The following is a 24370-nucleotide window of genomic DNA, read 5'->3' as shown; positions in this document are numbered from 1 at the left end:
TCGGCCCGGTTTTCCCGGCCGAAGTGAATGGAAAAATATGGATTTTCGTCAGGATTTCATCGAATTTGCGCTGAACTGTCAGGTACTGCGCTTTGGCGAGTTCAAGACCAAGGCCGGAAGGCTCTCGCCTTACTTTTTCAATGCCGGTCTGTTCAACGATGGCAACTCGCTTGGCCGTCTGGCCGAATTCTACGCCAAAGCAGCCGAAGCCGGCGGCATCCAGTTCGACATGCTGTTTGGCCCTGCCTACAAGGGCATTCCGCTGGTCGCCACGATCACCATGGCACTGGCCCAACGCGGCCGCAACTTCCCCTTTGCCTACAACCGCAAGGAAGCCAAGGATCACGGCGAAGGCGGCAGCATCGTCGGTGCCCCGCTGAATGGCCGTGTGCTGATCGTTGATGACGTCATTTCGGCCGGGACCTCGGTGCGCGAATCGGTCGAACTAATCCGCGCCGCGGGCGCCACCCCGGCTGGCGTGCTGATCGCCCTCGATCGTCAGGAACGCGGCCAGGGAGATCTCTCGGCTGTCCAGGAAGTCCAGCGCGACTATGGCATCCCGGTCATCGCCGTGGCCGGACTCAGCGACCTCATGTCCTTCCTTGCCCACCACCCTGAATTTGCCACCCACCGTGACGCGGTCACTCGCTACCGCGAGCAGTACGGCATCCATGCGTAAACTACTCCTCGCCCCTCTGTTGTTGATTTCGTTGAACTCGGCGCAGGCTTCGGGCGAGTTTTACTGTTGCCAGGACCCGGGTACTGCTCGCCGCGTCTGCGGCGATGTTTTACCGGATCAATGCCGGGGTCGCGCCTATCGCGTCCTCGACAGCGGCGGCAATATCGTCAAGGAAGTTGGTGCCGCCCTGACGCCGGAACAAAAGGCCGAGCAGGTCGCTGAGAACCGTCGGCGCAAGCAGCTTGAAGATGCCAGTCGCGAGCAGCGCCGACGCGACCAGGCCCTGCTCGACACCTATGCCATGCCAGAAGACATCGACCTGGCCCAGAAAAAGGCCGAGGCCGACGTTAACTTTGCCATTCTGGCGACGATTTCACGTATCGACCAGGCACGTACCAAGCGCAAGAAATTTGAGGACGAAGCCGAGTTCTACAAAAAGAAAACCCTGCCCCCCGATCTCGAGCGGGATTTGCGCGCCCTCGACCACGAGATCAAACTCCAGCAGGAACTCCTCGACATCAAGAAGCGGGATTTCGAGTCGATCAAGGCCAAGTACGACGCCGACCGCAAGCGCTATTTCGAACTGACGCGCCGCCCCCTGCCGGCAACGCCCACCCCGATCCGCTGATCAACCCGCCAGTTTCTGCTTGAGCAGGTCATTGACCTGCTGCGGATTGGCCTTGCCCTTGGCTGCCTTCATCACCTGACCAACCAGCGCATTGAAGGCCTTTTCCTTGCCCGCCTTGAATTCGGCGACATTGGCGGGATTGGCCGCCAGTACTTCATCCACCAGAGACTCGATGGCACCGCTGTCGGTAATCTGCTTGAGTCCCTGCTTGTCGATGACCTCGTCCGCCGTCGCCCCCTCCCCGTTCCACAAGGCCTCGAAAACCTTCTTGGCGATGTTGTTCGAGATGGTGTTATCGGCGATGCGCTGGATCAGGCCAGCCAACTGGGCGGCGGATACAGGCGACGCGGCGATCTCCTTGCCATCCTTGTTGAGCCTCCCGGCGAGATCAACCATGACCCAGTTGGCACAGGGCTTGGCATTCTGTTTGCCGGCGCTGGCGACGGTCGCTTGGAAGTATCCGGCAATTTCCTGACTGGCGGTCAGGGCGCTGGCGTCGTAGACCGACAGACCCAGTTCGCTGACAAAGCGCTCGCGCATCTGACCTGGCAACTCGGGCAACTCGCCCTGAACGCGGGCAATCCATTCGCTGGAAATGACCAGCGGCAGCAGATCTGGATCGGGGAAATAGCGATAATCGTGCGCATCTTCCTTGCTGCGCATCATGCGCGTCTCGCCGCTATCGGGGTCAAACAGCACGGTGGCTTGCTGAATTTTGCGACCTTCCTCGATTTCGTTGATCTGCCACTGGACTTCGAAATCAATGGCTTCCTTGAGAAAGCGGAAAGAGTTGAGATTTTTGATTTCGCGCCGCGTCCCAAATTCAGCCTGCCCTTTCGGACGCACGGAAACGTTGGCATCGCAACGGAAAGAGCCTTCCTGCATGTTGCCGTCGCAGATACCGATCCACTGCACCAGTGCGTGCAGCGACTTGGCGTAGGCTACCGCCTCATCGGAGGAGCGCATGTCCGGCTCGGAGACGATTTCGAGGAGCGGCGTACCGGCACGATTGAGATCGATACCCGACTTGCCCTGAAAATCCTCGTGCAGCGACTTGCCGGCATCCTCTTCGAGGTGGGCGCGGGTCAGGCGCACGACTTTTTCGTAAGCCTTCTCGCCTTGGCCTACCTGCAAGGTGATATTGCCGCCGACGACGACCGGCAGGTCCATCTGGCTAATCTGGTAGCCCTTGGGCAGATCGGGATAAAAGTAGTTCTTGCGGGCAAAAACGGATTTCTGCGCCACTTCGGCACCGATGGCCAGACCAAAGCGAATGGCGCATTCGACCGCTTTCTTGTTGAGCACCGGCAAAACACCGGGCAAGGCGAGGTCAACCGCGCAAGCCTGCGTGTTGGGTGCCGCGCCGAAGGCTGTCGAGGCACCGGAAAAAATCTTCGAAACCGTCGCCAGTTGTGCGTGTGTTTCGATGCCGATCACTACTTCCCACTGATTCATAGCTTTATCCGTTTCAGAAACATTGCCCGCTCTTCGCCTCGACCATGATCGGCCACAAATATTCGAAGGCCCCGCCATCGCAGGATTTGGGACAACTGTTAAATGCAATCGTTACTTTTGGGCCCTGCTCCCACATACGCACCAGACAATCCGACTGTTTTTTATGGCGCAGCAGGGCTTGCGGCATTTTTTCGACCTGATCAAACTCATTCAGGTCAAAGCGGCAGGTGCCACGCCCCTTCATGCTGACCTGAGCGACGAAAGTCTTGACCTCGGCCTCCTTGACCAGCAGATCGAGCCGGGTCTGCGTACCGATCGCATCCTTGTGCGTACAGCGCGAACGGACATTGAGCGGTCGCGTCGGCTGGGGCTTCAGGTTGCGATTGGCCAGATACTTCAGCGTCGAATTCTTGAGCTTCGGCTCACTACTCTCTGTCGCCTGCATCTCGGGCACCGGCGCGTCTTCGGCAGCCGTTTTCGGCTGCTTTCCGACCTCGGCACAACCCGCCGCAGCCAGGACAAAAACGAGCAGCAGACGCCGCCACATGCTTATTCGATGGCCGCCCGGCGCAGATGCCAGTCGGTCGCCTGCTGATAACGGTGCGCCACGTTGAGCAATTGCCCCTCGGCAAAGTAATTGCCGATCAATTGCAGACCGACCGGCAAGCCACCGACGAAGCCACAAGGAACCGACATGCCGGGCAGGCCGGCCAGATTGACGGCGATGGTGTAGATATCCGAAAGGTACATCTGGACCGGATCGGCGGCTTTTTCACCAAGTTTGAAGGCGGTAGACGGCGAGGTCGGCCCCATGATCACGTCGCAATGCTTGAAGGCTTCGACGAAATCATCGGCAATCAGGCGACGGATGCGCTGCGCCTGCAGGTAGTAGGCGTCGTAATAGCCATGCGACAGCACGTAAGCGCCGATCATGATGCGTCGCTTGACCTCGGCACCAAAGCCCTGGGCCCGGGTCTTCTCGTACATCTGCTCGAGATTGGCATAATCCGGGGCGCGATAGCCGTAGCGGGCGCCATCGAAGCGCGACAGATTGGAACTGGCCTCGGCCGGCGCAATCACGTAATAGGCCGGCACCGACAGATGCGAATTGGGCAGCGATACCTCAACTGTCGTCGCCCCCAACTTCTCGTATTCGGCAATGGCAGCGCGCACGGCAGCCATCACCTCGGCATCGCAGCCTTCACCGAAAAACTCTTTGGGCAGGCCGATGCGCAGGCCATTCAGCGGCTTTTCCAGATCACGGCTGTAGTCTTCGAGCGGGCGGTCGAGCGAAGTCGAGTCACGTTCGTCAAAACCAACCATGGTATTGAGGAGCAGCGCGCAGTCCTCGGCACTGGCCGCCATCGGGCCACCCTGATCGAGCGACGAGGCGAAGGCAATCATGCCGTAACGGGAAACCACACCGTAGGTAGGCTTGAGCCCGGTCAGGTTGCACAGCGCAGCCGGCTGGCGGATTGAACCGCCAGTATCGGTACCGGTCGCGGCCGGAGCCAGACGGGCCGCGACAGCAGCGGCCGAACCACCCGACGAGCCACCCGGCACCCGGCTGGTATCCCAGGGATTGCGCACCGGGCCGAAGAACGATGTTTCGTTCGACGAACCCATGGCGAATTCGTCCATGTTGGTCTTGCCAAGCGAGACGAGACCGGCTTCGGCATGCATCTTGTGGATCACCGTCGCGTCGTAGGGCGAGACGAAATTGGCCAGCATTTTCGATCCGCAGGTCGTCGTCCAGCCTTCGGCACAAAAGATGTCCTTCTGGGCGATCGGAATGCCGGTGAGCAGACCGGCGGTGCCTGCGGCAATCCGGGCATCGGCGGCACGAGCCATGGTCAGGCTCTTTTCGCGGTCGACCGTAACAAAGGCGTTGAGCGTCGGGTTCAGACGCTCGATGCGGTCGAGGAACAAGGTCGACAACTCGACGCTGGAAATCTGCTTCGCGGCCAGCGCCTGCGACAGTTGCTTGAGACTGGCATTGATCATTCGATCACCTTCGGCACGAGATAAAGACCGGCTTCGGTATCCGGGGCAACGGCCTGATAGGCAGCCCGCCGATCACCCTCGGTGACAGCGTCTTCACGCAGACGCTGGCTGACATCCTGCGCATGCGCCATCGGCTCGACGCCACGGGTATCAACCGCTTGCATCTGCTCGATCAACTGGAAAATGCCATTGAGATGGCCCTGGGTGGTCAGCGCCTCGTCATCGCTGATCTCGATCCGGGCGAGATGGGCGATGCGTTTTACCTGTTCTAGTGTGAGCGACATGGGGTCCAAAGACTTTTTTGCAGTGCACAAAGTCTTAAAATGGGAAGCGTTATAAGGTATCATAAAAGTTTTCCCTACCGCACCCCCCAAGCGGAGCATACATGTTTGGTTTCCTCAGTAAATACTTCTCCAACGACCTCGCCATTGACCTTGGTACCGCCAACACGCTGATCTATGTGCGTGCCCGCGGCATCGTCCTGGACGAGCCATCGGTCGTCGCCATCCGCCTCGAAGGTGGTCCCAATGCCAAAAAAACCATCCAGGCCGTCGGCAAGGAAGCCAAGGAAATGCTTGGCAAGGCACCGGGCACGATTACCGTCATCCGCCCGATGAAGGATGGCGTTATTGCCGACTTCACCGTCACCGAGCAAATGCTCAAGCAGTTCATCAAGAAGGTGCATGACTCGAAGCTGTTCAGCCCGAGCCCGCGCATCATCATCTGCGTGCCTTCCGGCTCGACCCAGGTCGAACGTCGCGCCATTCGCGAATCCGCCCTCGGTGCTGGCGCCAGCCAGGTTTACCTGATCGAGGAGCCGATGGCTGCCGCGATCGGTGCCGGCCTGCCGGTCTCCGAAGCGACCGGTTCGATGGTCGTCGATATCGGCGGCGGCACCACCGAAGTCGGCGTCATCTCGCTTGGCGGCATGGTCTATGCAGGTTCCGTGCGCGTCGGCGGCGACAAGCTCGACGAAGCGATCATCAATTACATCAGCCGCAACTACGGCATGATGATTGGCGAGAACACGGCCGAAAACATCAAGAAGAACATCGGCTCCGCCTTCCCGGGTGCCGAGGTCAAGGAAATGGAAGTTTCCGGCATCAACAAGGCCGAAGGCATCCCGCGCAAGTTCACGATTTCCTCCAACGAAATCCTCGAAGCGCTGACCGACCCGCTCAACCAGATCGTTTCGGCCGTCAAGTCGGCGCTCGAAAAGACGCCGCCCGAACTCGGTGCCGACATTGCCGAAAAGGGCATGGTCCTGACCGGTGGCGGTGCATTGTTGCGCGACCTCGACCGTCTGCTCATGGAAGAAACCGGCCTGCCGGTGATCGTTGCCGACGAGCCGCTGACCTGCGTGGCCCGCGGTTGCGGCATGGCACTCGAGAAAATGGACAAGCTGGGCAGCATCTTTGCCTCGGACTGACCATTGACCGCAGCACGCCAGGACTGAGCGATGGCCGGCATCGACCACGCGCCTCCACCGTTCTTCAAGCAAGGGCCAGCGCCGCTGGCCCTTCTGACTTTCTATATCGCCGTTTCGCTGGCGATCTTTGTCGTCGACCTGCGCTTCAAGAGTCTCGACCTGCTGCGCCAGAGCATTGCCCTGGTCGTCGATCCGGTCCAGCGCGTCGCTCAGACGCCCGGCAGCCTGGTTGATTACGCAGCCACCTACCTGCAGGGCATGCACAGCCTGCAGCAGGACAATAACGAACTGAAGCACGCCCAGCTCGCCACCGCCCCAAACCTGCAGCGCCTGGCCCAGCTCGAAGCCGAGAATGAACGGCTGCGCAAGCTGCTCTCGGTCAAGGAGCGGGAAAAAGCCAGTGGCCAGGTCACCCAGATCCTGTACACGGCGCGTGATCCATTTTCCCGCAAGATCATCGTCGACAAGGGCCAGCAGGCCGGCATCGTCGCCGGGCAGCCCGCCATCGACGAAACCGGTGTCGTTGGCCAGGTCACCCGTGTCTTCCCGTTCTCGGCTGAAATCACGCTGATCACCGACAAGGATCAGGTGGTGCCGGTGCAGATCGTGCGCAGCGGGCAGCGCTCGGTCGTCTTCGGTCTCGGCAACGGCCAGCTGGAACTGCGCTACATGCCGGCCAATGCCGACATTCAGGTCGGCGACGTGCTGGTCACCTCGGGACTCGATGGCATTTATCTGCCGGGCTTCCCGGTTGCCAAGGTGGTCAATATCGAACGCGACAGCGCCTATTCCTTCGCCCGTATTTTCTGCGTGCCGATTGCCGGGGTCGAAAACTTTGGCGAAGTGATGGTGCTTGACCTGCGCCAGCCCTTGCCGCCGGCCCCGCCGGAATCATCCGGACGGCCTGGCAGCAGCGACAAGACCGGCCTGCGCGGCAAGAAAAAGAAAACCATGAGCAAGGGCAACTGATGCAGCCGACTTTTTCTTCTTCGCGCATTTTGCAGCCGGTTCAGCCCTGGTTCATTTTCTTCAGCCTGATCGGTGCCGTCGCCCTTAATTTCATGCCGACGGCGCACTGGCCGGGCGTCCCCGACTGGGTGGCGCTGGTCCTCTGCTTCTGGTGCATCCGCGAGTTTCGCCGGGTCGGCATGGGCTGGGCCTTTGTCCTCGGCCTGCTCATGGATGTCGCCGATGGTGCCGTCCTCGGCCAGCACTGTTTCGCCTACGTCCTGCTCGCCTACACGGCCTCGGCACTGTCCCGCCGCATTCTGTGGTTCCCGCTGGTGCAGCAGGCCTTGCAGGTGCTCCCGCTGCTCATCGCCACGCAACTGCTGCAGGCCCTGATGCGCCTGGCGGTCGGGGCCGATTTTCCGGGCTGGGGCTATTTCATCGGACCCATCGTTGCCACGCTGCTCTGGATTCCGGCCACCTTCATCCTGCTCCTGCCCCAGTACCGGCCGGTCGAGCAGGATCCCAACCGCCCGATTTAAGACGGAAGCGGAGCGTTCGTGGGCCATTTCGCCAATCCCGAAGCCGATGTCGACCGCTTTCGCTTTCGCCTGGGCTTTGCCGCGATCTTCGTCCTGCTCGCCTTCGCCATCCTGCTCGGGCGCTTTTTCTGGCTGCAGGTCATCCAGCGCGACTTTTACCACACGCGGGCTGAAGACAACCGCATCGCGCTGATTCCCATTGTCCCCAATCGTGGCGTCATCACCGACCGCAACGGGGTCGTCCTGGCTCACAATTACTCGGCATTTACCCTCGAAATTACCCCCTCACAGACGGGTCAACTCGACGCCACGATCGATGCGCTGGCCGAAGTCATCGACATCCAGCCGAAAGACCGCAAGCGTTTCAAGCGCCTGCTCGACGAGGCAAAGAACTTCGAATCGATCCCGATCCGCACCCGCCTGACCGATGCTGAAGTGGCCAAGTTCGCCGCCCACCGTTATCGCTTTCCCGGCGTCGAAGTAAAGGCCCGGCTATTCCGCCAATATCCTCTCGGTGAGACGGCTTCGCACGCCCTCGGCTACATCGGACGGATCACCGAACGCGACCTGAAGTGGATCGAGGAGGCGGAACGGCAAGCCAATTACAAGGGTACCGACCATGTCGGCAAGACCGGCCTCGAACAGCACTACGAATTCGAACTGCACGGTGAAACCGGTTACGAAGAAGTCGAAATCGATGCGGGTGGCCGCGCCCTGCGCAGCCTGAAGCGGATTCCCCCGGTTTCCGGCAACAATCTGGCCCTGACCCTCGATGCCAAGCTGCAGCAGATCACCGAGCAGGCCTTCGGTGACCGCAAGGGATCGCTCGTCGCCATCGACCCGAAAACCGGCGGTATCCTGGCTCTGGTGTCGACGCCGACCTATGACCCCAACCTCTTCGTCGACGGCATTACGCCGGACAACTGGAAGGAATTGAACGACCATCCGAGCAAGCCAATGGTCAATCGGGCAATCAATGGCGCCTACCCGCCGGGCTCTACCTTCAAGCCCTTCATGGCCCTGGCCGCGCTGGAAATGGGCAAGCGCACACCGAACCAGACGATCAGCGATCCCGGCTACTACAATTTCGGCAACCACCAGTTCCGCGACGACAAGAAGGGTGGCCACGGCAGCGTGGATATGTACAAGTCCATCGTCCACTCCTGCGACACCTATTACTACATGCTGGCCAACGACATGGGGATCGACAACATCGCCAAGTTCATGGGATCGCTGGGCCTCGGTCAGCGCACCGGCATCGATCTCGGCAAGGACGACAACGGCGAATCGAAGGGCGTACTCCCCTCGCAGGAGTGGAAAAAGCAGCGCTTCAAAAAACCCGAGCAGCAAAAGTGGTACGCCGGTGAGACCATCTCGATTGGCATCGGTCAGGGTTACAACGCCTACACACCGATCCAGCTGGCTCAGGCGACTGCCACGCTGGCCAATAACGGCGTGATGTTCCGGCCGCACCTGGTGCATTACCTGGTCGACACCAAGAGCGGCGAGAAACGTCAGGTCGAACCGCAGCCGATTCGTGACCTGCAACTCAAGCAAAGCAACGTCGACGTGATCCGCCGTGCCATGATCGGGGTTAACAAGGAAGGCACCGGCGCCCGCGCCTTTGCCGGCGCCCCCTACGAAGCCGCCGGCAAGACCGGTACGGCCCAGGTCTTCTCGCTGAAAGGTGCCCAGTACAAGGAAGGCGGCACCAAGAAGGAACTCCGCGACCACGCCCTGTTCATCGCCTTCGCCCCGGCCGACAACCCGAAAATCGCCCTCGCCGTACTCGTTGAAAACGGTGGTTTTGGCGCCCAGTCGGCAGCACCCATTGCCCGCATGGTCATCGACTACTACCTGCTCGGCAAACTGCCGGGTGGCGCCGCCAAGGAAGATGTGGCCGCCGTCGAGGGGGAGCCTGAAGAATGATCGACATCGTCGGTACCCTGCGTCGCAGCTGGCTACAGCTCATCGCCCACATCGACTTCCCTCTGCTCTTCATCGCCCTGGCCATCATGAGCGTTGGCCTGGCTACCGTCTATTCAGCCACCTACGACGGCAATCAGCGGGTCCTGTCGCAACTCGGCAACATGGGCGTGGCGATGACCATCATGTGGTTCGTTTCGCGGCTGCCACCGCAAAAGCTGATGAGCTTCGCCATCCCCATCTATGTGGTTGGCATCGTCCTGCTCGTCGCCGTCTTCCTCTTCGGCATCAAGGTCAATGGTGCCAAACGCTGGCTATCGCTCGGTTTTACCCGCATCCAGCCGTCGGAAATCATGAAGATCGCCATGCCGTTGATGCTCGCCTGGTATTTTCAGAAATACGAAGCGACGCTGAAGTTCAAACACTATGTCGTCGCCGCCCTCCTCCTGTTGGCCCCCTTCGCCCTGATCGCCAAGCAGCCCGACCTCGGTACCGCGCTACTCGTCGGCTCGGCCGGTTTCTACGTCATTTTCTTCGCCGGCTTGCCGTGGAAGATCATTGCTGGACTGATGATTGCTGCCGGCTCGGCTGCCCCGCTGATCTGGAGCGTCATGCACGACTACCAGCGCAAGCGCATCCTGACCCTGATCGACCCCACCACCGACCCGCTCGGCGCCGGCTACCACATCATCCAGGCAACCATCGCCATTGGCTCCGGCGGCGCCATTGGCAAGGGCTACCTGAACGGCACCCAGACCCACCTCGAATTCATCCCGGAAAAGCACACCGACTTCATTTTTGCCGTCTATTCGGAAGAATGGGGTCTGCTCGGCAACGCTCTGCTGGTTTTCCTGTACACCCTGCTCATCGGGCGCGGCCTGATGATCGCCTCGGCCGCACCGACGCTCTTCTCGCGTCTGCTCGCCGGTGCCATCACGCTCGGTTTCTTCACCTACGCCTTCATCAACATGGGCATGGTCAGCGGCATCCTGCCCGTGGTTGGCGTCCCCCTGCCCTTCATGAGCTATGGCGGCACGGCGCTGGTCACGCTGTTCCTCGGTCTGGGCATTCTGATGTCGATCCACACCCACCGGATGCTGGTCAAAAAATGATCCGCTGGCTTGCCATATTCGGCCTCGTATTGCTCGCTGGCTGCGGCAGCACGCCCCCCGCCCCGACACCGGGTCCGGCGATAGGCGACAGCGAAAAGCGACCCATCGCCAAAGCACCAACCCCGACCAAAAAGCCCACCGCCGTCCTCAAACGCGGTGGCGGCTTCTATAAGGATGATGGCCCGGCCGACGACATTCCGGATGGTCTGGAAGACATCCCCGATGCCGAGCCAAAATGGGAACCGCTGCACAAACCGGCGACCAAGCCCTACACCGTGCTCGGCAAGGAATACGTCCCGAACAACTCAGTCAAACCCTACAAGGTGCGCGGCATTGCCAGCTGGTACGGCAAGAAGTTTCATGGCCAAAAAACCTCCATCGGCGAACCCTACGACATGTTCGCCATGACCGCAGCGCACCCGACGCTGGCCCTGCCCTCCTACGTTCGGGTCACCAGCGTACAAAGCGGCAAATCGGTCATTGTCCGCATCACCGACCGCGGCCCCTTTCACGCTGATCGCGTCATCGATCTGTCCTACACCGCAGCTTACAAGCTCGGCCTAATCAATGGCGGCAGCGGCCAGGTCGAGGTCGAAGCGATCGTTCCCGGCGAAGCAACCGGCACTACGTATGCCCAGGTATCGCCGGCCCGACCGAGCAGTTCCGACAGCGACCAGATCGAGCAACTGTCTCGACGCATGGCGCTTGAAGAAAAAGTGCCCCAGCCCGCCCCGGCCAGCCCGCCGGCCCAGACCGGATCGATAAAAGGCATTTATCTGCAACTCGGTGCCTTTGCCAGCGCCGACAATGCCGAAAACCTGAAAAGCCACCTGATGCGCGAACTCGACTGGCTGACCGAAAACATGCAGGTCAATCCGGGCGGTGGCATGCATCGCCTGCAACTTGGTCCCTACGCCAGCCGTAGCGACGCCGACCGGGTAGCAGAAAAAATTCGTGCCGCGCTCGGCTATCGGCCGACCGTCGTCAACCGCTGAGCTTGGGCTCGCCCACCGGGCGATGGCAATGCCCTCCATTTGACCAGGATCAATGGCCGCCTGCTGTGACTGGCTATACTCCGGCGCTTGATTATCCGGATGTCTGCCATGACTTCCCTGCCCGATCTCGTCTGTCCCGCCGGCAGCCTGCCGGCCCTCAAGGCTGCCGTCGATAACGGCGCCGATGCCGTTTATCTCGGCTTCAAGAACGATACCAACGCACGCAATTTCGCCGGCCTCAATTTTGACGCCAAGACCATGGCCGAAGGCATCCGTTATGCCCACGGAAAGGGTCGCGAGATCCTCATGGCGATCAATACTTTTCCTCAGGCCGGCCGGGTTGGCGACTGGCAAAAGGCCGTCGATGCGGCAGTCGATCAGGGCGTGGACGCGATCATCCTGGCCGATATCGGGCTGCTCGATTACGCCCGCCAGCGCCACCCGCAACAGCGCCTGCATCTCTCGGTGCAGGGTTCGGCCACCAGCTATGAGGCCATCAACTTCTGCCAGTGCGAATTCGGTATCCGTCGCGCCGTGCTGCCGCGTGTCCTGACGCTGGCCCAGGTTGAAAACGTCATCAAAAACACCACCGTCGAAATCGAAGTTTTCGGCTTCGGCAGCCTTTGTGTCATGAATGAAGGCCGTTGCTGGCTCTCCTCCTACGCCTGCGGCGAATCGCCAAACACCGTCGGTGCCTGTTCGCCAGCCAAATACGTCAAATGGGACAAACAGCCCGGCGCCATGGAAACGCGGCTCAATGGCATCCTCATCGACCGTTTCGGCGATGAGGAGCCTGCCGGTTACCCAACGCTGTGCAAGGGCCGCTTCGACGTCGAGGGCGACACCTACTACGCCCTGGAAGAGCCGACCAGCCTCAACGTCCTCTCCATCCTGCCGGAAATTCTCAAGATCGGCGTCCGGGCCATCAAGGTCGAAGGCCGTCAGCGCAGCCCGACCTATGTCGCCCAGGTGACCAAAACCCTGCGGGCCGCGCTCGACTCGCTGCGGGACGGGAGCGAACGCTTCCACGTCAAACCGGCCTGGCAAGCTGAACTGTCCAAGGTCTCCGAAGGCAGTCAGGCGACGCTTGGCGCCTACAGCCGGCCGTGGCGTTAAGCGGAGGCAGCGCATGAAACTCTCGCTCGGACCCCTCCTCTACTTCTGGCCCAAGGCCGAAGTCATGGATTTTTACGCCGAAATGGCGCAAAACCCCGCTCTCGACATCATCTACGTCGGCGAAGTCGTCTGCTCGCGCCGCCAGCAGTTGCGCACCGCCGACTGGATCGGCCTGGCCCGCGACCTGACCGATGCCGGCAAACAGGTCGTGGTCTCGGCCCAGGCCCTGCTTGAATCGGAAAGCGACCTGAAAGCACTACGCCGCCTGATTGACGATTCGGGTTGCATGCTGGAAGCCAACGATCTCGGCGCCGTCAATCTCATGCACGGCAAGGATTTCGTCGCCGGCCCCCATCTGAATATCTACAACGAGGCGACGCTGGCCTCCTACGCCCGCTTCGGTCTCAAGCGCTGGGTGCCGCCGCTTGAAGGCAGCCGGGCGATGATCGAGGCCCTGCATGCCAGCCGGCCCGCCGGTGTCGAAACGGAGGTGTTCGCCTTCGGCAAGATCCCGCTCGCCTTTTCTGCCCGCTGCTTCACGGCACGCCACTATGATCTTAACAAGGACGACTGCCAGTTCAAGTGCCTCGACCATACCGAAGGCCTCACCCTGAAAACCCGCGACGGCCAGGATTTCCTGACCATCAACGGGATCCAGACGATGTCCGCGCAGAGCTACAACCTGCTGCACGAAGTTCCGGAGATGCTGACAATGGGCATCGATATTGTCCGGATCAGTCCACAAAAGGATCACATCAACGCCATCATTGCTGCCTTCGATGCCGCCCGAAAGGGCGCTGCCGTTGACGTCGACAGTCAGGCCTGGAACGCCAGCGGCCTCGTCGATGGTTACTGGTTCGGCGATGCCGGCATTGTCCAGCACCACAGCCAGGCCCTGGCCCAACTCGGAGCATGATCATGAACGGCAGTTTTACCATCCCGAAATTCCGCCTTCCGGGTTTTGTTGCCCGCCTTGGTGAAAAGCTGCCGCAATGGCCGCATGCCCTGGCCCTCGTCGCCGCGCTGAACGGTGCGCTGAAAATGAAATTATTGCCGGAAAGCGAGCTAGCCTTGCTCGAAGACAAGCAGTTTCGTGTCCGTGTACTCGATACCGGTGGCGAAGCTTCCTACACCTACAGCAACGGTCTTTTCCGGCCGGTCTTCAGCCCGCAACGCGAACCCGACCTGGCTTTCGCCGCCAATCTGTCGGCCTACCTGCAACTGCTCGCCCGCCAAGAAGACCCGGACACGCTGTTCTTCAGCCGAGAACTCGAAATCACTGGCGACACCGAACTCGGCCTCATTGTCAAGAACATGCTCGACGCCGTCGAATGGCCGAAATTCTCGGCCCGGCTACCGATTTTCCATCACTAGCCGACTGCACCTTCACGGGTTGTCTGGGCGACGATACTGACCGTCTCGGCCGTTCTATAGGCGTCGCCAGCCCCTGCAGGTCAGCAATACTGCGCGGCCCGAGAAAAACAGCCATGCCCGGCGGCAAGTCACCCTGCGCTGAGATCAAACGGCGACGAATGGCCGGATACTCGTGGCCGACTGCCTCTAAAACATCACCCACGGTGTCGCCACTGGCCGTCACTTCCTGGCGACCACCGGCAAAACAGCGCAGAGCCTGAGGGATATGAACGGAGACAACGGGAGAGTCGAACATGGCTGGCCTCCTTTTTCGGTCTATATCGATATGACCGGCCAAATTTGCCATGGTTCGATCAACCGATGCCCCTGCTGGCTCAACGTCCGTCTTCTTTACCACGAAAAAACGGGGCGTCGCCGCCCCGTCTTTGACTCAAACCGCCGATTTTGACTAGCAGCCGGCCGTCTTCTTGAACGATTTGCTTTCGTTCTTGCCACCGGCATTATCAAACTTCGCGCGAATTTCATCGCCTTCGACGATGCGCTTGTCCTTGAACTTGTCGAGGGTCAGGTCGTCGGTAATGTTGATGGTGACGGCGTCACCGCTCTTGCCGTCCTTGAGGATAGCCTGGGCCGATTTGCCGTCGCCAGCCATCTTGATCTTGGTGATGACGCCAACCATCTTGACGTCGTCAGCCGAGGCGACTGGCGCCACGGTCAGTGCTGCGGTGGCCAGGGCGATTGAAACGAGAAGCTGAGAGAGTGTTCTAGACATGGCTTGCTCCTGCAAATGGGGTGATCAGAACTTCACTTCGACGGTAGCGTAGGCGTTGTAGGCCTTGGACAGCGGTGCCGTGGTCATCATCTGGCCATTGACGTCAGAAATCCTGACCGGGGCACCGATCCAGTTGTTGCTACCCGTATATTGGAAATCATAGTACTGGAATCCGAGGCGGAAGAAACTCTTGGCCATCACCGACGAGATCGGCTTGGCGTTCAGTTCCTGGATGGCATACACCTCATACACGTTGCCTCGAGTGCCCACCTTGGATGTCCAGGAGTCACTTGCCGCTGGGGCGAAGGTAATCCAGTTCTTCGACCCATGGTTGTATTCCACACCCAGTTTGGTCTTCGACGGCAGGTCATAGCGCAGGCCGACATAGACAGCGCTGCCGGTCTTGCTGGTCGGCGCTTCGGGGCTGAAGAAAGCACCGGTCATCAGGCCCTGGAACCCGAATTGCGATGAAACATTGTCATTCGGGTGAGTGACGCTCATGCCGACATCGGCGAACCAGTTGAGGTCACCGGGACCAAGGCGCTTGATGGTGCCGAGTGCACCAGTACCGAACCAGTCAATATCGCCGAGATTGGTTTTCGGCATGGTCGTGCCGAAATAAGTACTCGCCATCTTCGGGGCATCGAAAATACTCATGCCCCGATTCCACTGCAGCCAGACGCGCAGTGGATCGGTGTCGATGGGTACGACCGAGAGGCCGACCATGTCGGTATCTTCCAGCGAATTGGTCAGGGCCTTGCTGAAACCGCTCTCGAACCCACGGCCGTAGCAGAGCTTGCCGTAGGCGCCGGGCAAGGCATCGATATCAGGTGCCCAGCCGATGGTCATGCCATCAAAGGCGTAGTCGACGAGCAGGGCCGGCGTACCGCCGGTGCCCGGACGGGCCGTATTGGCGCGCAAGTGGCTAGGCGCACCATGTGTCGATGGCCGGCGACCAACGGAGAACCAGATATCCTGGTCAGCGATGTTGCTCCACGTGGCATAGACGCGGTCGACATTTAGGAAACTGCTCGATGGAATATGGCCCAGCGTACCGTCGAAAACCCCGACGCGATCGGCAAAGAAAGGCGCAGAGCCGCTATTGGTCGTGGCCCCTTCATCCGACGCGCCAAAGGTCTTGTACATAAGCAGGCGGGCGGTCACTGACACATCCTGTGTCGCCTTCATGTTGAGATCGAGGCCGAAGCGGTTGGTATAGAGGGTTTCGTTTTTGGGTTTGTAGGCGGGGATGGCGGCCTGTGCAGCGTATGGCATCAAACCCCCGATCATTGCTGCATTTGCCCCAAGAAAGGCATTTGCCTGTTGGAAGGTTTGGACTCTGGACATAGCACCAGAGAAGGCGATCATCTGCCCCATCATGGCCGGATTACTCATTGCATCGGTTTGGGCTGCAGCGAAAAATGCATTTACGTCAGTAAAAGACTTCGTTTCCCCAGCCAGACTATCCACCCGGAACTGGTAATCGCCACCCACCGTTAGCCACTTGTCGAGTGATTTCTCTTCGCTCTTCTGGACCTTTTCCTTTACTTCGCGGACGTCGGCAATCGCCTGCCTGTTGGCTTCCTGATTGGCCTGGACCTGAGCCCGCAGGGACTCGATTTCCTTGGCCATGGCTTCGATTTTCTTCATCAGCTCAGCGTCGGCTGCCTGGGCGCCGAGCGGGATGAAGAGGCTGGCCACGAGGCCGGCCAGCAGTTTGCGTGTGATATTACGTTGCATGATCGGTATTCCCTTTTGTATCTGTTGCTTACCGCGCATTGGCACCTTGCGGTTCTTCGTTCACGTCGTCGTCCCAGCCGGTGACCATGGCCTTGAAGTGGGCAGTCGGGGTGTGACCGGCGGTCCCAAGATAGACATGGGCAATAAGGAACAGCAGCATGAGGAAAGCACCGAGCGTGTGGGCCAGGGCGATGAGGCCGAGGGAAACACCGCCGAGACCGACGCTGCCAAGCTGGTTGTAGAACAGATAAAACAAGCCGGAACACCAGAGCAGCGGATTGATGAACAACTTGACGCCGAGGTAGGCGACCCGTTGCAGCGGGTTGTGCTTGCGGTTCTTCGTCTTCAGGTAGGGATGATGTTCGCCCTTGAACATGCCGAAGGCGTAGAACAACGCCACATCGATCATCTTGTGGGTAGTCGGGATGTACTGGCGCCATTCGCCGGTCGTAAAGTGCCAGAAGATGGCGAATATCCACAGGCCCATCAGCCCCCACGCCGAAGTGGTGTGCAACTCGGCCGCCTTGTGCCAGCTCAGCAGCGAGTAGCTGCCATGCACCTCGAAGCCGGTAACCAGCATGGTGATGATGAGCAGGGCCTGGGTCCAGTGCCAGAAACGTTCGAAACCTTTGAAAATATAAACACGTGCCATGTTGTTCCCCTTAGTGCTTGCGCTTGGCGGTCAGGATGCGGCCAATACCGTGGCCGATGACGCCGAGCAGCGTGAGGGCGGCAAGCGCCCAGCCGGCGGTGTCGAGCAGGGCGATATGATCGCGCCCACGGCCGGGGATGTAGATGCCATCGACTTTTTCCAGACGGCCATTGCTGCTGTGGCAATCACTGCAACCGAGGGCCTTGTCTTTCGGCGCAACCATATGGGTGATCGGCCACATGGCAGCGGTCTCGATAAAGTCATACTTGCCGGAATACGGCTTCCCGGCAGCTGCCATACCGGCGGCGATGGCCTTGTCCCAGTTCAGGTTGGTCCAGTAGGCGGAATCGTCCTGACCGGCCAAGTGGTTGATGGTTAGCGTCTTGTTCTCGGCGTCATAGGGTTGCTTGCCGCGGAAGAGCTTGACCGGCCAGATCATCGACTTGCCATCATCAGCAGAGCCTTCAAACTTGCTGATGTAGATCGGCTGGTTGGCTTTTTCGATCTTGGTGTCGGCCAACGTGTAATTGACCTTGCCGTTGAACCACATGTACTCCGGCTTGACGTTTTCTTCATAAACGAAATCGCCCTTGATACCCAGGTAGATATCGTGGCCTTCCTCGTTCTTGATAACCAGCGGCTTACCGTTCGGGCCACGCTTGCCGGCCGTCGACCAGTCCCAGGACATCTTGGTTGGCACGTCGCCACGGGCGAAGGCCGGGATGTGACAGGTCTGGCAGGCCAGCTTGTCTGTATGGTCGTTCAGCTTGGCTTCCTTCTTGTGCGGTGCCTGACCATGGCAGGACTGGCAGGTGGCCGGATTGCTGTGGTCAACCTTGCCACGGATGTGCGCGCCATCCTTGTCCTGAGCGGTCGGCGCATAGCGACTACCCGGCACCTGATGGCCTTCAGTCTGGTGGCAGGTCGAGCAGGTGAAATTCAGGCCCTTGGCATCCATGTGCACATCCAGCGCCTTGTCGGGTGCTTCGAGCGAACTGTCGAGGTCGCCGTGCTTGACCCCATCGCCGCCACCACCGTAGAAGTGACACGCACCACAGGTGTTGCGCTTGGTTTGGCCGACTTTCTGGGCGATGTCGCTGAGATTGATGCCACGGATGATCTTGCCGGAGCCGGGCGGGAATTCGGTGTCCTTGGTCACCGGATTCCCGGCAAAGCCGGCCGGCTTCTTGTATTTTCCGGTCTGGTCATGGCAGACCAGACAATCGACATTGCTTTCCGAGCTCAGGTCAAAGTTCGGGCCATCGGTGTTGTACCCGATGTGGCAACTGGCGCATGCCTTGTAGTTCGAGGTGACCGAGGTACAGAAATTGTTGACCACATGCTTTTTGCCGAGCAACTGCTGGCTATCCGGATTCCGGAATTCCCATTTCCAGTGCTGGGTCAAATGAATCTGCTTGGCGGCCTCGGTATGGCAGCTGATACAGGCCTTGGTGACTTCCGGCCCGGAGGCAAATTCTTTTTGCAATTCCTTGAATTTGCTATGGTCTGCCGTTGATTTGAGCAACTTTTGCGTTGCTTGCGGACTATCCGGCAGATTGGCCGAGTAGGCTGAACCGATGAACGCCAGAGCGGCGAACACGGCTACTGCTTGCTTGAACACTTTCATGATTTCCCCTTGTTACGAGCCCCAAGGCTCCGGACTGTGGCAGCCCCGCCGGGACCACAACTCCAGGGAATAGATTAGTTAAGTCTAATATTACAATATTGATTTTTATCAATACTATGACAATTATTCCGCCCGAGTTTCATTTAACGGCGGCCCCGCTACCCGCCCCCAAAACTCGCCCTTTCCTTTCTTTCCCCCTCTTTTTCGGGCCTGCCGGCAACAAAAAAGGGAGGCCGCAGCCTCCCTTTCTGTTCTTCAGGCGAGATCGCCCTTAGGCTTTCTTCTGGGCATCCAGTCGGAACTTGACGTAGGCGCCTGGCGCATCTTCGATGACCTTGAGCGTACCGTCTTCCGGCTTGCGGGCCTTGACCTTGGCATCGCCACCGGGCAGGCTGGTTACCCACTCATTCCAGTGTGTCCACCACGAACCGGCGTTCTGCGTCGCGCCGGCCAGGAAGTCTTCCGGGCTTTCCGGCAGGTTGCCGTCGGTCGCGTCATTGGTCCAGAAGCCATACTTGTTGGCGACTGGCGGATTGACGATGCCGGCGATGTGACCGGAACCACCGAGGACGAACTTGGTATTGCCGGACGGCAGGCGGGCACCCATGTAGGTGCTCTTCCACGGGGCAATGTGGTCTTCGATGGTGGAGATGAAGTAGCACGGGGTCTTGACCTTGCTGATATCGATCTTGACGCCGCCCAGCGTGACGCCACCTGGTTCCTTGAGCAGGTTGGCCAGGTACATGTTGCGCAGGTAGAAGCTGTGCATCGCAGCCGGCATGCGGGTCGAGTCGGAGTTCCAGTAGAGCAGGTCGAAGGGGAACGGATCCTTGCCCATCAGGTAGTTGTTCACCACGAAGGACCAGATCAGGTCGTTGGCGCGCAGCATGTTGAAGGTGCCGGCCATTTCTGAACCTTCGAGGAAGCCCTTTTCGGCCATCCGCTTTTCGAGACCTTCGACAGCGCCTTCATCAAGGAAGATGCCGAGTTCGCCCGGATCGGAGAAGTCGAGCATGGTGGTGAAGAAGGTTGCCGAATTGGCGCGCTTGTCTTTCTTGGCGGCCATGTAGGCCAGCGTGGTCATGGTCAGCGTGCCGCCCAGGCAGTAGCCGGCCAGATTGACGCTGTTTTCGCCGGTGTGGGCACAGACCTGGTTGATGGCTTCGAGCGAGCCTTCGAGCAGGTAGTTTTCGAAGGACTTGGCGGCGAGCTTCTCGTCCGGATTGATCCACGACATGATGAAGGTGGTGTGACCCTGATCGGTGGCCCACTTGACCATCGAATTCTTCTCGCGTAGGTCGAGGATGTAGTACTTGTTAATCCACGGCGGGACGATCAGGAAAGGCTTCTTGTTCTGGGTCGGCGTCGACGGGTTGTACTGGATGAGCTGGAACAATTCGTTCTGGAAGACCACCTTACCCGGCGTCGTGGCAACGTTCTTGCCCATTTCGAAGGCCGAGGTGTCAGTCATGCGGATGCGCAGCTGGCCATCGCCGGATTCGACGTCATGCAGCAGGTTGTTGAGACCCTTGATGAGGTTCTGACCGTTGCTCTTGACGGTTTCGCGGAAGACTTCCGGGTTGGTCAGGGCAAAGTTCGACGGCGACAGCGCGTCAATGTACTGGCGGGTGAAGAAGTTGACCTTCTGCTGGGTCGCTTCGTCCAGACCTTCGGTGCCGGCGACGGTATCGTGCAGGTGGCGGGCGGTGATCAGGTAGGACTGCTTGACGAAGTCGAACATGAAATGCTCTTCCCACTCTTCGTCGCGGAAACGGTTGTCACCCTTCTTCGGCGAGGCGACCGGATTGGCAGTCGGCATGCCCATCATCTTCATGCTGGTGTTCTGCCACAGCGAGAAGTAATCCCACATCATGTTCATCTGGGTCTGGGCCATCTTGTACGGATTGGCCAGCAGACGGGACGACAGGTCCATAAAGGCCTTGGCCACGCCGAGTTCATCGGCCGGGGCATTGACGCCGTCCTTGGCCTTCTTTTCCATGAACTGGGTGATCAGACGCGAGGCGCGCTGGGCGACTTCGGCGTAGGTCTTGGCCATTTCGGCCGGGTTCGGCAGGTTCATTCCCTGATTTTCATTTTGCTGCGACATCTCGAAACTCCCTCTGTCAGTGCGTGGCGGGTCAATGCTGCAACCGCGAATAGCGAATCACTCCGTCGGCATCGATGCTGCATGACAACCGACCAGCTTGCTCAAGATAGTTCAGATGGGCAATCGCTTCGCCCATCGCGAACATGGTTTGGTGCGTATCGAGCGCCCGATTGAACAACACATCGAGCAACCCGGCTGCGCTCTGCGGCGCTTGTTCACAGCTGTCTTCCAAGGCCCGCAATCTTTCTTCATGGTGTGAATGCAGTGCCTGAACCCTCGCCTGAATGCCGGTAAAGGGCAAACCGTGCGAAGGCAATACCAATGTTTCCTCCGGAATTTCACGCGCCATCTCGTCGAGCGAATCGAGAAACCAGCGCAGCGCGTCAGCCCTGGGGGTTGCCGCAAATATGCTGATATTGGTCGAAATTCTCGGCAATAGCATGTCGCCCGAAATTAACACGCCGAGTTCCGCGCAGTAAAGCGCCATATGCTCGGGCGAGTGACCGTGGCCTATCAAAATCTGCCAATTTTTCCCGTCGACCACTGCGCTGTCCCCAGCCTTCAGACGATCGTAGTATTCCGGCAGTGCGGGAACAGCCTTGCGATAACCTGACCCCCGCTTCTCGAATTTGGCCAGATGCTCACTGTCCAGCCCATGCTGGCGGAACTGTTCGACCATGAAACGGGCCCCATGCCCACCCACTTCATGCCAGACCACATGCGCCGTCAGAAATTCGCCGGTAGTCATCGACAAGGGCGCACCGGTCTTTTCCATAAGCCAGGTCGCCAGGCCCAGATGGTCGGGGTGAAAATGGGTGACGATCAGGCGGTTGACCGGGCCATCGAGCTTTTCCAGTATCTGCGTCCACATCTGACGGACAGCATCGTCCGGAAAACCGGTGTCAACGATCGTCCACCCCTTGCCATCGCGCAACAGCCACAGGTTGATGTGATCAAGCTGAAAGGGCAGCGGCATGCGCAGCCAGAAAACGCCGGGTGCCACTTCGATCAGTTCGCCGGCAGCCGGCGGCTGGGCGTGGGGAAAATGCAGGGACATGGGACAACCTTGAAAACAAGGGATGCAACTTACCATACGGCAGCGGATTGAAAAAACCCCTCGCATCTGTTTAACTTCGCCGCACACCAAGGAGACTGATTTGAGCCAGCCGGCCACCACCTTTGCCATCTCCGACCTCGCCCGCGAGTTCGGCATCACGCCGCGCACCATCCGCTTCTGGGAAGACCAGGGCATCCTGGCGCCCGAGCGCGAAGGCAGCAAGCGCGTATTCACCCGCCGCGACCGGGCACGCCTCAAGATGGCGCTGCGTGGCAAGCGCCTCGGCCTGTCGCTGGCCGAAATCAAGGATCTGATCGGCATGTACGCGTCCACCGAGGATGAAACACCCCAACTACTCGAATGCCTGCGCATCATGAACAAGCGTCGGGCCGCGCTGGAACAGCAGCGTGAAGACATCGCGGCGATGCTGACGGAAATCGCGCAATTCGAGCACCTGTGCGAACAGGAGCTGGCCCGTCGCGATGCCCAATAAAAAATATTTAAACTTTAGTTGACGTTAACGTCAACGTAAATACAATCACGTCCCATGAGCAAAATATCCGACCCCCACTTTGCCGAACGCGTCGGCGCCAGCTTTGCCCGCCAGAGCGCCATGGAACTGATCCAGGCGACGCTGCCGGTCATTGAACATGGCCGGACCGAAATCCATCTGCCGCACTGGCCGGGCGTCGAACAGCAACACGGTTTCGTGCACGGCGGCGTCGTTGGCATGATTGCCGACTCTGCGGCCGGCTATGCCGCAATGACCATGGTGGCGCCGACCGCCTCGGTCCTCACCGTCGAATACAAGATGAACCTGGTTGCCCCGGCCGATGGTGAAAAGCTGATTGCCCGCGGCAAGGTAGTGCGCCCCGGCAAAACCCTGATCATCACGCAGGCCGACGTATTTGCTGTCAAGGCTGGCGTGGAAACCTTGTGCGCCCTGATGCAGCAAACCATCATGGTGATGCACGGCAAGACTGAAAAACAATCTTAAGAACGGAGACAACATGAACATTCCCAGCCTCGATTTCGGCCTCGGCGAAGACATCAACCTGCTTCGCGATGCGGTAAAGGCATTTGCCGATGCCGAAATCGCCCCGCGCGCCGCTGAAGTGGACCGCGTTAACGAATTCCCGGCCGATTTGTGGAAGAAATTCGGCGACATGGGTCTGCTCGGCATGACCGCCGGTGAAGAGTACGGCGGCACCAACATGGGCTACCTGGCCCACATCGTGGCGCTCGAGGAGATCTCCCGCGCTTCGGCCTCGATTGGCCTGTCCTATGGCGCCCACTCGAATCTCTGCGTGAACCAGATTCGCCGCAATGGCACCGAGGCCCAGCGCCAGAAATACCTGCCCAAGCTGATTTCCGGCGACCATGTCGGCGCGCTGGCGATGTCCGAGCCGAATGCCGGCTCCGACGTCGTCTCGATGCAGCTCAAGGCCGAGAAAAAGGGTGACCGCTACGTCCTCAACGGGGCCAAGATGTGGATCACCAACGGTGGCGATGCCGACACCCTGGTGGTGTACGCCAAGACCGACCCCACGGCCGGCGCCAAGGGCATGACCGCCTTTATCGTCGAGAAGGGTTTCGCCGGGTTCTCCCACGGCACCCACCTCGACAAGCTGGGCATGCGCGGCTCCAACACCTTCCCGCTCTTCTTCGACAACTGTGAAATACCGGAAGAAAACATTCTCGGTGGCGTCGGCAACGGCACCAAGGTGCTGATGTCCGGCCTCGACTATGAACGCGCCGTGCTCTGCGGCGGCCCGCTCGGCATCATGGCTGCCTGCATGGACGTCGTCGTGCCCTTCATCCACGAGCGCAAGCAGTTCGGCCAGGCAATCGGTGAATTCCAGCTGATGCAGGGCAAGGTCGCCGACATGTATTCGACCTGGATGGCCAACCGCGCCTATGTCTATGCGCTGGGCAAGGCCTGCGACAACACTGATCACGCACGCACCCTGCGCAAGGATGCCGCCGGAGCGATTCTCTATTCGGCCGAAAAGGCGACCTGGATGGCTGGCGAGGCGATTCAGACCCTGGGTGGCGTCGGCTATACCAACGAATTTCCGGTCGGCCGTTTGTGGCGTGATGCGAAGCTCTACGAGATCGGGGCAGGCACCTCGGAAATCCGTAGAATGCTGATTGGTCGCGAACTTTTCGCCGAAACCGCATAAACAGCTCCCGCCGGCACTCCCGAG

The 24370-nt window shown here is 59.6% G+C and carries 24 protein-coding genes; 14 read left to right on the top strand and 10 right to left on the bottom strand.

Annotated features, from left to right (window positions below; genetic code table 11):
• Positions 1-37 precede the first annotated feature (37 nt).
• Together pyrE and HYN24_RS00635 are read left to right on the top strand one after the other, a co-directional pair.
• Entirely contained in the window at positions 38-679 is a 642-nt protein-coding gene (pyrE, locus tag HYN24_RS00640) for an orotate phosphoribosyltransferase (protein WP_117607485.1), read from the top strand.
• Positions 672-1307 (top strand): hypothetical protein, encoded by a 636-nt coding sequence (locus HYN24_RS00635; protein ID WP_162888556.1) that lies wholly within the window; start codon positions 672-674, stop codon positions 1305-1307. The genes pyrE and HYN24_RS00635 overlap by 8 nt, the downstream gene beginning before the upstream one ends.
• Here the strand turns inward: HYN24_RS00635 and gatB are convergent, their stop codons facing one another.
• Genes gatB through gatC form a run of 4 tightly spaced genes read right to left on the bottom strand, consistent with a single transcriptional unit; the run spans position 1308 to position 5050 of the window.
• Positions 1308-2762 (bottom strand): Asp-tRNA(Asn)/Glu-tRNA(Gln) amidotransferase subunit GatB, encoded by a 1455-nt coding sequence (gene gatB, locus HYN24_RS00630; RefSeq protein WP_117607483.1) that lies wholly within the window; start codon positions 2760-2762, stop codon positions 1308-1310.
• Positions 2763-2775: 13 nt separating this feature from the next.
• Positions 2776-3309 (bottom strand): hypothetical protein, encoded by a 534-nt coding sequence (locus tag HYN24_RS00625; protein WP_117607482.1) that lies wholly within the window; start codon positions 3307-3309, stop codon positions 2776-2778.
• A 2-nt stretch (positions 3310-3311) separates the two neighbouring features.
• Positions 3312-4766 (bottom strand): Asp-tRNA(Asn)/Glu-tRNA(Gln) amidotransferase subunit GatA, encoded by a 1455-nt coding sequence (gatA, locus tag HYN24_RS00620; protein WP_117607481.1) that lies wholly within the window; start codon positions 4764-4766, stop codon positions 3312-3314.
• Entirely contained in the window at positions 4763-5050 is a 288-nt protein-coding gene (gatC, locus tag HYN24_RS00615) for an Asp-tRNA(Asn)/Glu-tRNA(Gln) amidotransferase subunit GatC (protein WP_117607480.1), read from the bottom strand. Before gatC ends, gatA begins: the two co-directional genes overlap by 4 nt.
• Positions 5051-5151: 101 nt before the next feature.
• On the opposite strand from gatC, the gene HYN24_RS00610 reads away from it, so the two are divergent.
• The 9 genes from HYN24_RS00610 to HYN24_RS00570 all read left to right on the top strand — a co-directional run bounded on the left by HYN24_RS00610 (position 5152) and on the right by HYN24_RS00570 (position 14208).
• Entirely contained in the window at positions 5152-6195 is a 1044-nt protein-coding gene (locus HYN24_RS00610; RefSeq protein ID WP_117607479.1) for a rod shape-determining protein, read from the top strand.
• Between the two features lie 30 nt (positions 6196-6225).
• A complete protein-coding gene (gene mreC / locus HYN24_RS00605) occupies positions 6226-7164 on the top strand; it encodes a rod shape-determining protein MreC (protein ID WP_117607478.1) in 939 nt (312 codons plus the stop codon).
• Positions 7164-7685 (top strand): rod shape-determining protein MreD, encoded by a 522-nt coding sequence (mreD, locus tag HYN24_RS00600; RefSeq protein ID WP_117607477.1) that lies wholly within the window; start codon positions 7164-7166, stop codon positions 7683-7685. Before mreC ends, mreD begins: the two co-directional genes overlap by 1 nt.
• An 18-nt stretch (positions 7686-7703) precedes the next feature.
• Positions 7704-9614 carry a penicillin-binding protein 2 gene (gene mrdA / locus HYN24_RS00595; RefSeq protein WP_117607476.1) on the top strand — a complete coding sequence of 637 codons (1911 nt, stop codon included), beginning with the start codon at positions 7704-7706 and terminating at the stop codon, positions 9612-9614.
• Positions 9611-10723, top strand: coding sequence for a rod shape-determining protein RodA (gene rodA, locus HYN24_RS00590; RefSeq protein ID WP_117607475.1), 1113 nt, complete (start codon positions 9611-9613; stop codon positions 10721-10723). Before mrdA ends, rodA begins: the two co-directional genes overlap by 4 nt.
• Positions 10720-11718, top strand: coding sequence for a septal ring lytic transglycosylase RlpA family protein (locus tag HYN24_RS00585; RefSeq protein ID WP_117607474.1), 999 nt, complete (start codon positions 10720-10722; stop codon positions 11716-11718). The genes rodA and HYN24_RS00585 overlap by 4 nt, the downstream gene beginning before the upstream one ends.
• Before the next feature lie 108 nt (positions 11719-11826).
• Positions 11827-12834, top strand: a complete 1008-nt coding sequence (locus HYN24_RS00580; RefSeq protein WP_117610146.1) for a peptidase U32 family protein — start codon at positions 11827-11829, stop codon at positions 12832-12834.
• 13 nt (positions 12835-12847) lie between these two features.
• Positions 12848-13750: a U32 family peptidase gene (locus tag HYN24_RS00575; protein WP_117607473.1), complete on the top strand. Its 903-nt coding sequence runs from the start codon at positions 12848-12850 to the stop codon at positions 13748-13750.
• Positions 13751-13752: 2 nt separating this feature from the next.
• The gene (locus HYN24_RS00570; protein WP_117607472.1) at positions 13753-14208 is read left to right on the top strand and encodes an SCP2 domain-containing protein; all 456 of its coding nucleotides are present in this window, start codon (positions 13753-13755) and stop codon (positions 14206-14208) included.
• A gap of 448 nt (positions 14209-14656) precedes the next feature.
• Here HYN24_RS00570 and HYN24_RS00565 read toward each other — a convergent pair whose 3' ends face one another.
• The 6 genes from HYN24_RS00565 to HYN24_RS00540 all read right to left on the bottom strand — a co-directional run bounded on the left by HYN24_RS00565 (position 14657) and on the right by HYN24_RS00540 (position 22163).
• Entirely contained in the window at positions 14657-14980 is a 324-nt protein-coding gene (locus tag HYN24_RS00565; RefSeq protein ID WP_117607471.1) for a hypothetical protein, read from the bottom strand.
• Between the two features lie 24 nt (positions 14981-15004).
• Entirely contained in the window at positions 15005-16720 is a 1716-nt protein-coding gene (locus tag HYN24_RS00560) for a DUF3373 domain-containing protein (protein ID WP_117607470.1), read from the bottom strand.
• Positions 16721-16748: 28 nt separating this feature from the next.
• Entirely contained in the window at positions 16749-17372 is a 624-nt protein-coding gene (locus HYN24_RS00555) for a cytochrome b/b6 domain-containing protein (protein ID WP_117607469.1), read from the bottom strand.
• 10 nt (positions 17373-17382) lie between these two features.
• Entirely contained in the window at positions 17383-18999 is a 1617-nt protein-coding gene (locus HYN24_RS00550; protein ID WP_117607468.1) for a tetrathionate reductase family octaheme c-type cytochrome, read from the bottom strand.
• Positions 19000-19270: 271 nt separating this feature from the next.
• Positions 19271-21106: an alpha/beta hydrolase gene (locus tag HYN24_RS00545; RefSeq protein WP_117607467.1), complete on the bottom strand. Its 1836-nt coding sequence runs from the start codon at positions 21104-21106 to the stop codon at positions 19271-19273.
• A 31-nt stretch (positions 21107-21137) separates the two neighbouring features.
• Positions 21138-22163, bottom strand: coding sequence for an MBL fold metallo-hydrolase (locus HYN24_RS00540; protein WP_117607466.1), 1026 nt, complete (start codon positions 22161-22163; stop codon positions 21138-21140).
• A gap of 100 nt (positions 22164-22263) precedes the next feature.
• Here HYN24_RS00540 and HYN24_RS00535 point away from each other — a divergent pair, with 100 nt between their 5' ends.
• From HYN24_RS00535 to HYN24_RS00525, 3 genes are read left to right on the top strand one after another with little or no spacing between them, the layout of a single operon-like run.
• A complete protein-coding gene (locus HYN24_RS00535; RefSeq protein WP_205421414.1) occupies positions 22264-22656 on the top strand; it encodes a MerR family DNA-binding transcriptional regulator in 393 nt (130 codons plus the stop codon).
• Positions 22657-22710: 54 nt separating this feature from the next.
• On the top strand, positions 22711-23160 hold the full coding sequence (locus HYN24_RS00530) for a PaaI family thioesterase (protein WP_117607464.1): 450 nt from the start codon (positions 22711-22713) through the stop codon (positions 23158-23160).
• A gap of 13 nt (positions 23161-23173) precedes the next feature.
• Positions 23174-24346 (top strand): isovaleryl-CoA dehydrogenase, encoded by a 1173-nt coding sequence (locus HYN24_RS00525; protein WP_117607463.1) that lies wholly within the window; start codon positions 23174-23176, stop codon positions 24344-24346.
• Positions 24347-24370: the final 24 nt, after the last annotated feature.

The organism is Dechloromonas sp. HYN0024 (genome assembly GCF_003441615.1).
Taxonomy (GTDB): Bacteria; Pseudomonadota; Gammaproteobacteria; order Burkholderiales; family Rhodocyclaceae; genus Azonexus.
The sequence above is the reverse complement of the archived record's forward strand: the minus strand, read 5'-3'. Positions and strand labels throughout refer to the sequence as shown.

Excerpts from the sequence above, each read along its gene's own strand:
- HYN24_RS00610 (WP_117607479.1), top strand. The coding sequence starts at position 5,152 with ATGTTTGGTTTCCTCAGTAAATACTTCTCCAACGACCTCGCCATTGAC.
- HYN24_RS00570 (WP_117607472.1), top strand. The coding sequence starts at position 13,753 with ATGAACGGCAGTTTTACCATCCCGAAATTCCGCCTTCCGGGTTTTGTT.
- pyrE (WP_117607485.1), top strand. The coding sequence starts at position 38 with ATGGATTTTCGTCAGGATTTCATCGAATTTGCGCTGAACTGTCAGGTA.
- rodA (WP_117607475.1), top strand. The coding sequence starts at position 9,611 with ATGATCGACATCGTCGGTACCCTGCGTCGCAGCTGGCTACAGCTCATC.
- mreD (WP_117607477.1), top strand. The coding sequence starts at position 7,164 with ATGCAGCCGACTTTTTCTTCTTCGCGCATTTTGCAGCCGGTTCAGCCC.
- HYN24_RS00580 (WP_117610146.1), top strand. The coding sequence starts at position 11,827 with ATGACTTCCCTGCCCGATCTCGTCTGTCCCGCCGGCAGCCTGCCGGCC.
- HYN24_RS00555 (WP_117607469.1), bottom strand. The coding sequence starts at position 17,372 with ATGGCACGTGTTTATATTTTCAAAGGTTTCGAACGTTTCTGGCACTGG.
- HYN24_RS00550 (WP_117607468.1), bottom strand. The coding sequence starts at position 18,999 with ATGAAAGTGTTCAAGCAAGCAGTAGCCGTGTTCGCCGCTCTGGCGTTC.
- HYN24_RS00585 (WP_117607474.1), top strand. The coding sequence starts at position 10,720 with ATGATCCGCTGGCTTGCCATATTCGGCCTCGTATTGCTCGCTGGCTGC.
- gatC (WP_117607480.1), bottom strand. The coding sequence starts at position 5,050 with ATGTCGCTCACACTAGAACAGGTAAAACGCATCGCCCATCTCGCCCGG.
- gatA (WP_117607481.1), bottom strand. The coding sequence starts at position 4,766 with ATGATCAATGCCAGTCTCAAGCAACTGTCGCAGGCGCTGGCCGCGAAG.
- HYN24_RS00560 (WP_117607470.1), bottom strand. The coding sequence starts at position 16,720 with ATGCAACGTAATATCACACGCAAACTGCTGGCCGGCCTCGTGGCCAGC.
- HYN24_RS00635 (WP_162888556.1), top strand. The coding sequence starts at position 672 with ATGCGTAAACTACTCCTCGCCCCTCTGTTGTTGATTTCGTTGAACTCG.
- HYN24_RS00540 (WP_117607466.1), bottom strand. The coding sequence starts at position 22,163 with ATGTCCCTGCATTTTCCCCACGCCCAGCCGCCGGCTGCCGGCGAACTG.
- HYN24_RS00525 (WP_117607463.1), top strand. The coding sequence starts at position 23,174 with ATGAACATTCCCAGCCTCGATTTCGGCCTCGGCGAAGACATCAACCTG.
- HYN24_RS00625 (WP_117607482.1), bottom strand. The coding sequence starts at position 3,309 with ATGTGGCGGCGTCTGCTGCTCGTTTTTGTCCTGGCTGCGGCGGGTTGT.
- HYN24_RS00565 (WP_117607471.1), bottom strand. The coding sequence starts at position 14,980 with ATGTCTAGAACACTCTCTCAGCTTCTCGTTTCAATCGCCCTGGCCACC.
- HYN24_RS00545 (WP_117607467.1), bottom strand. The coding sequence starts at position 21,106 with ATGTCGCAGCAAAATGAAAATCAGGGAATGAACCTGCCGAACCCGGCC.
- gatB (WP_117607483.1), bottom strand. The coding sequence starts at position 2,762 with ATGAATCAGTGGGAAGTAGTGATCGGCATCGAAACACACGCACAACTG.
- mreC (WP_117607478.1), top strand. The coding sequence starts at position 6,226 with ATGGCCGGCATCGACCACGCGCCTCCACCGTTCTTCAAGCAAGGGCCA.
- HYN24_RS00575 (WP_117607473.1), top strand. The coding sequence starts at position 12,848 with ATGAAACTCTCGCTCGGACCCCTCCTCTACTTCTGGCCCAAGGCCGAA.
- HYN24_RS00530 (WP_117607464.1), top strand. The coding sequence starts at position 22,711 with ATGAGCAAAATATCCGACCCCCACTTTGCCGAACGCGTCGGCGCCAGC.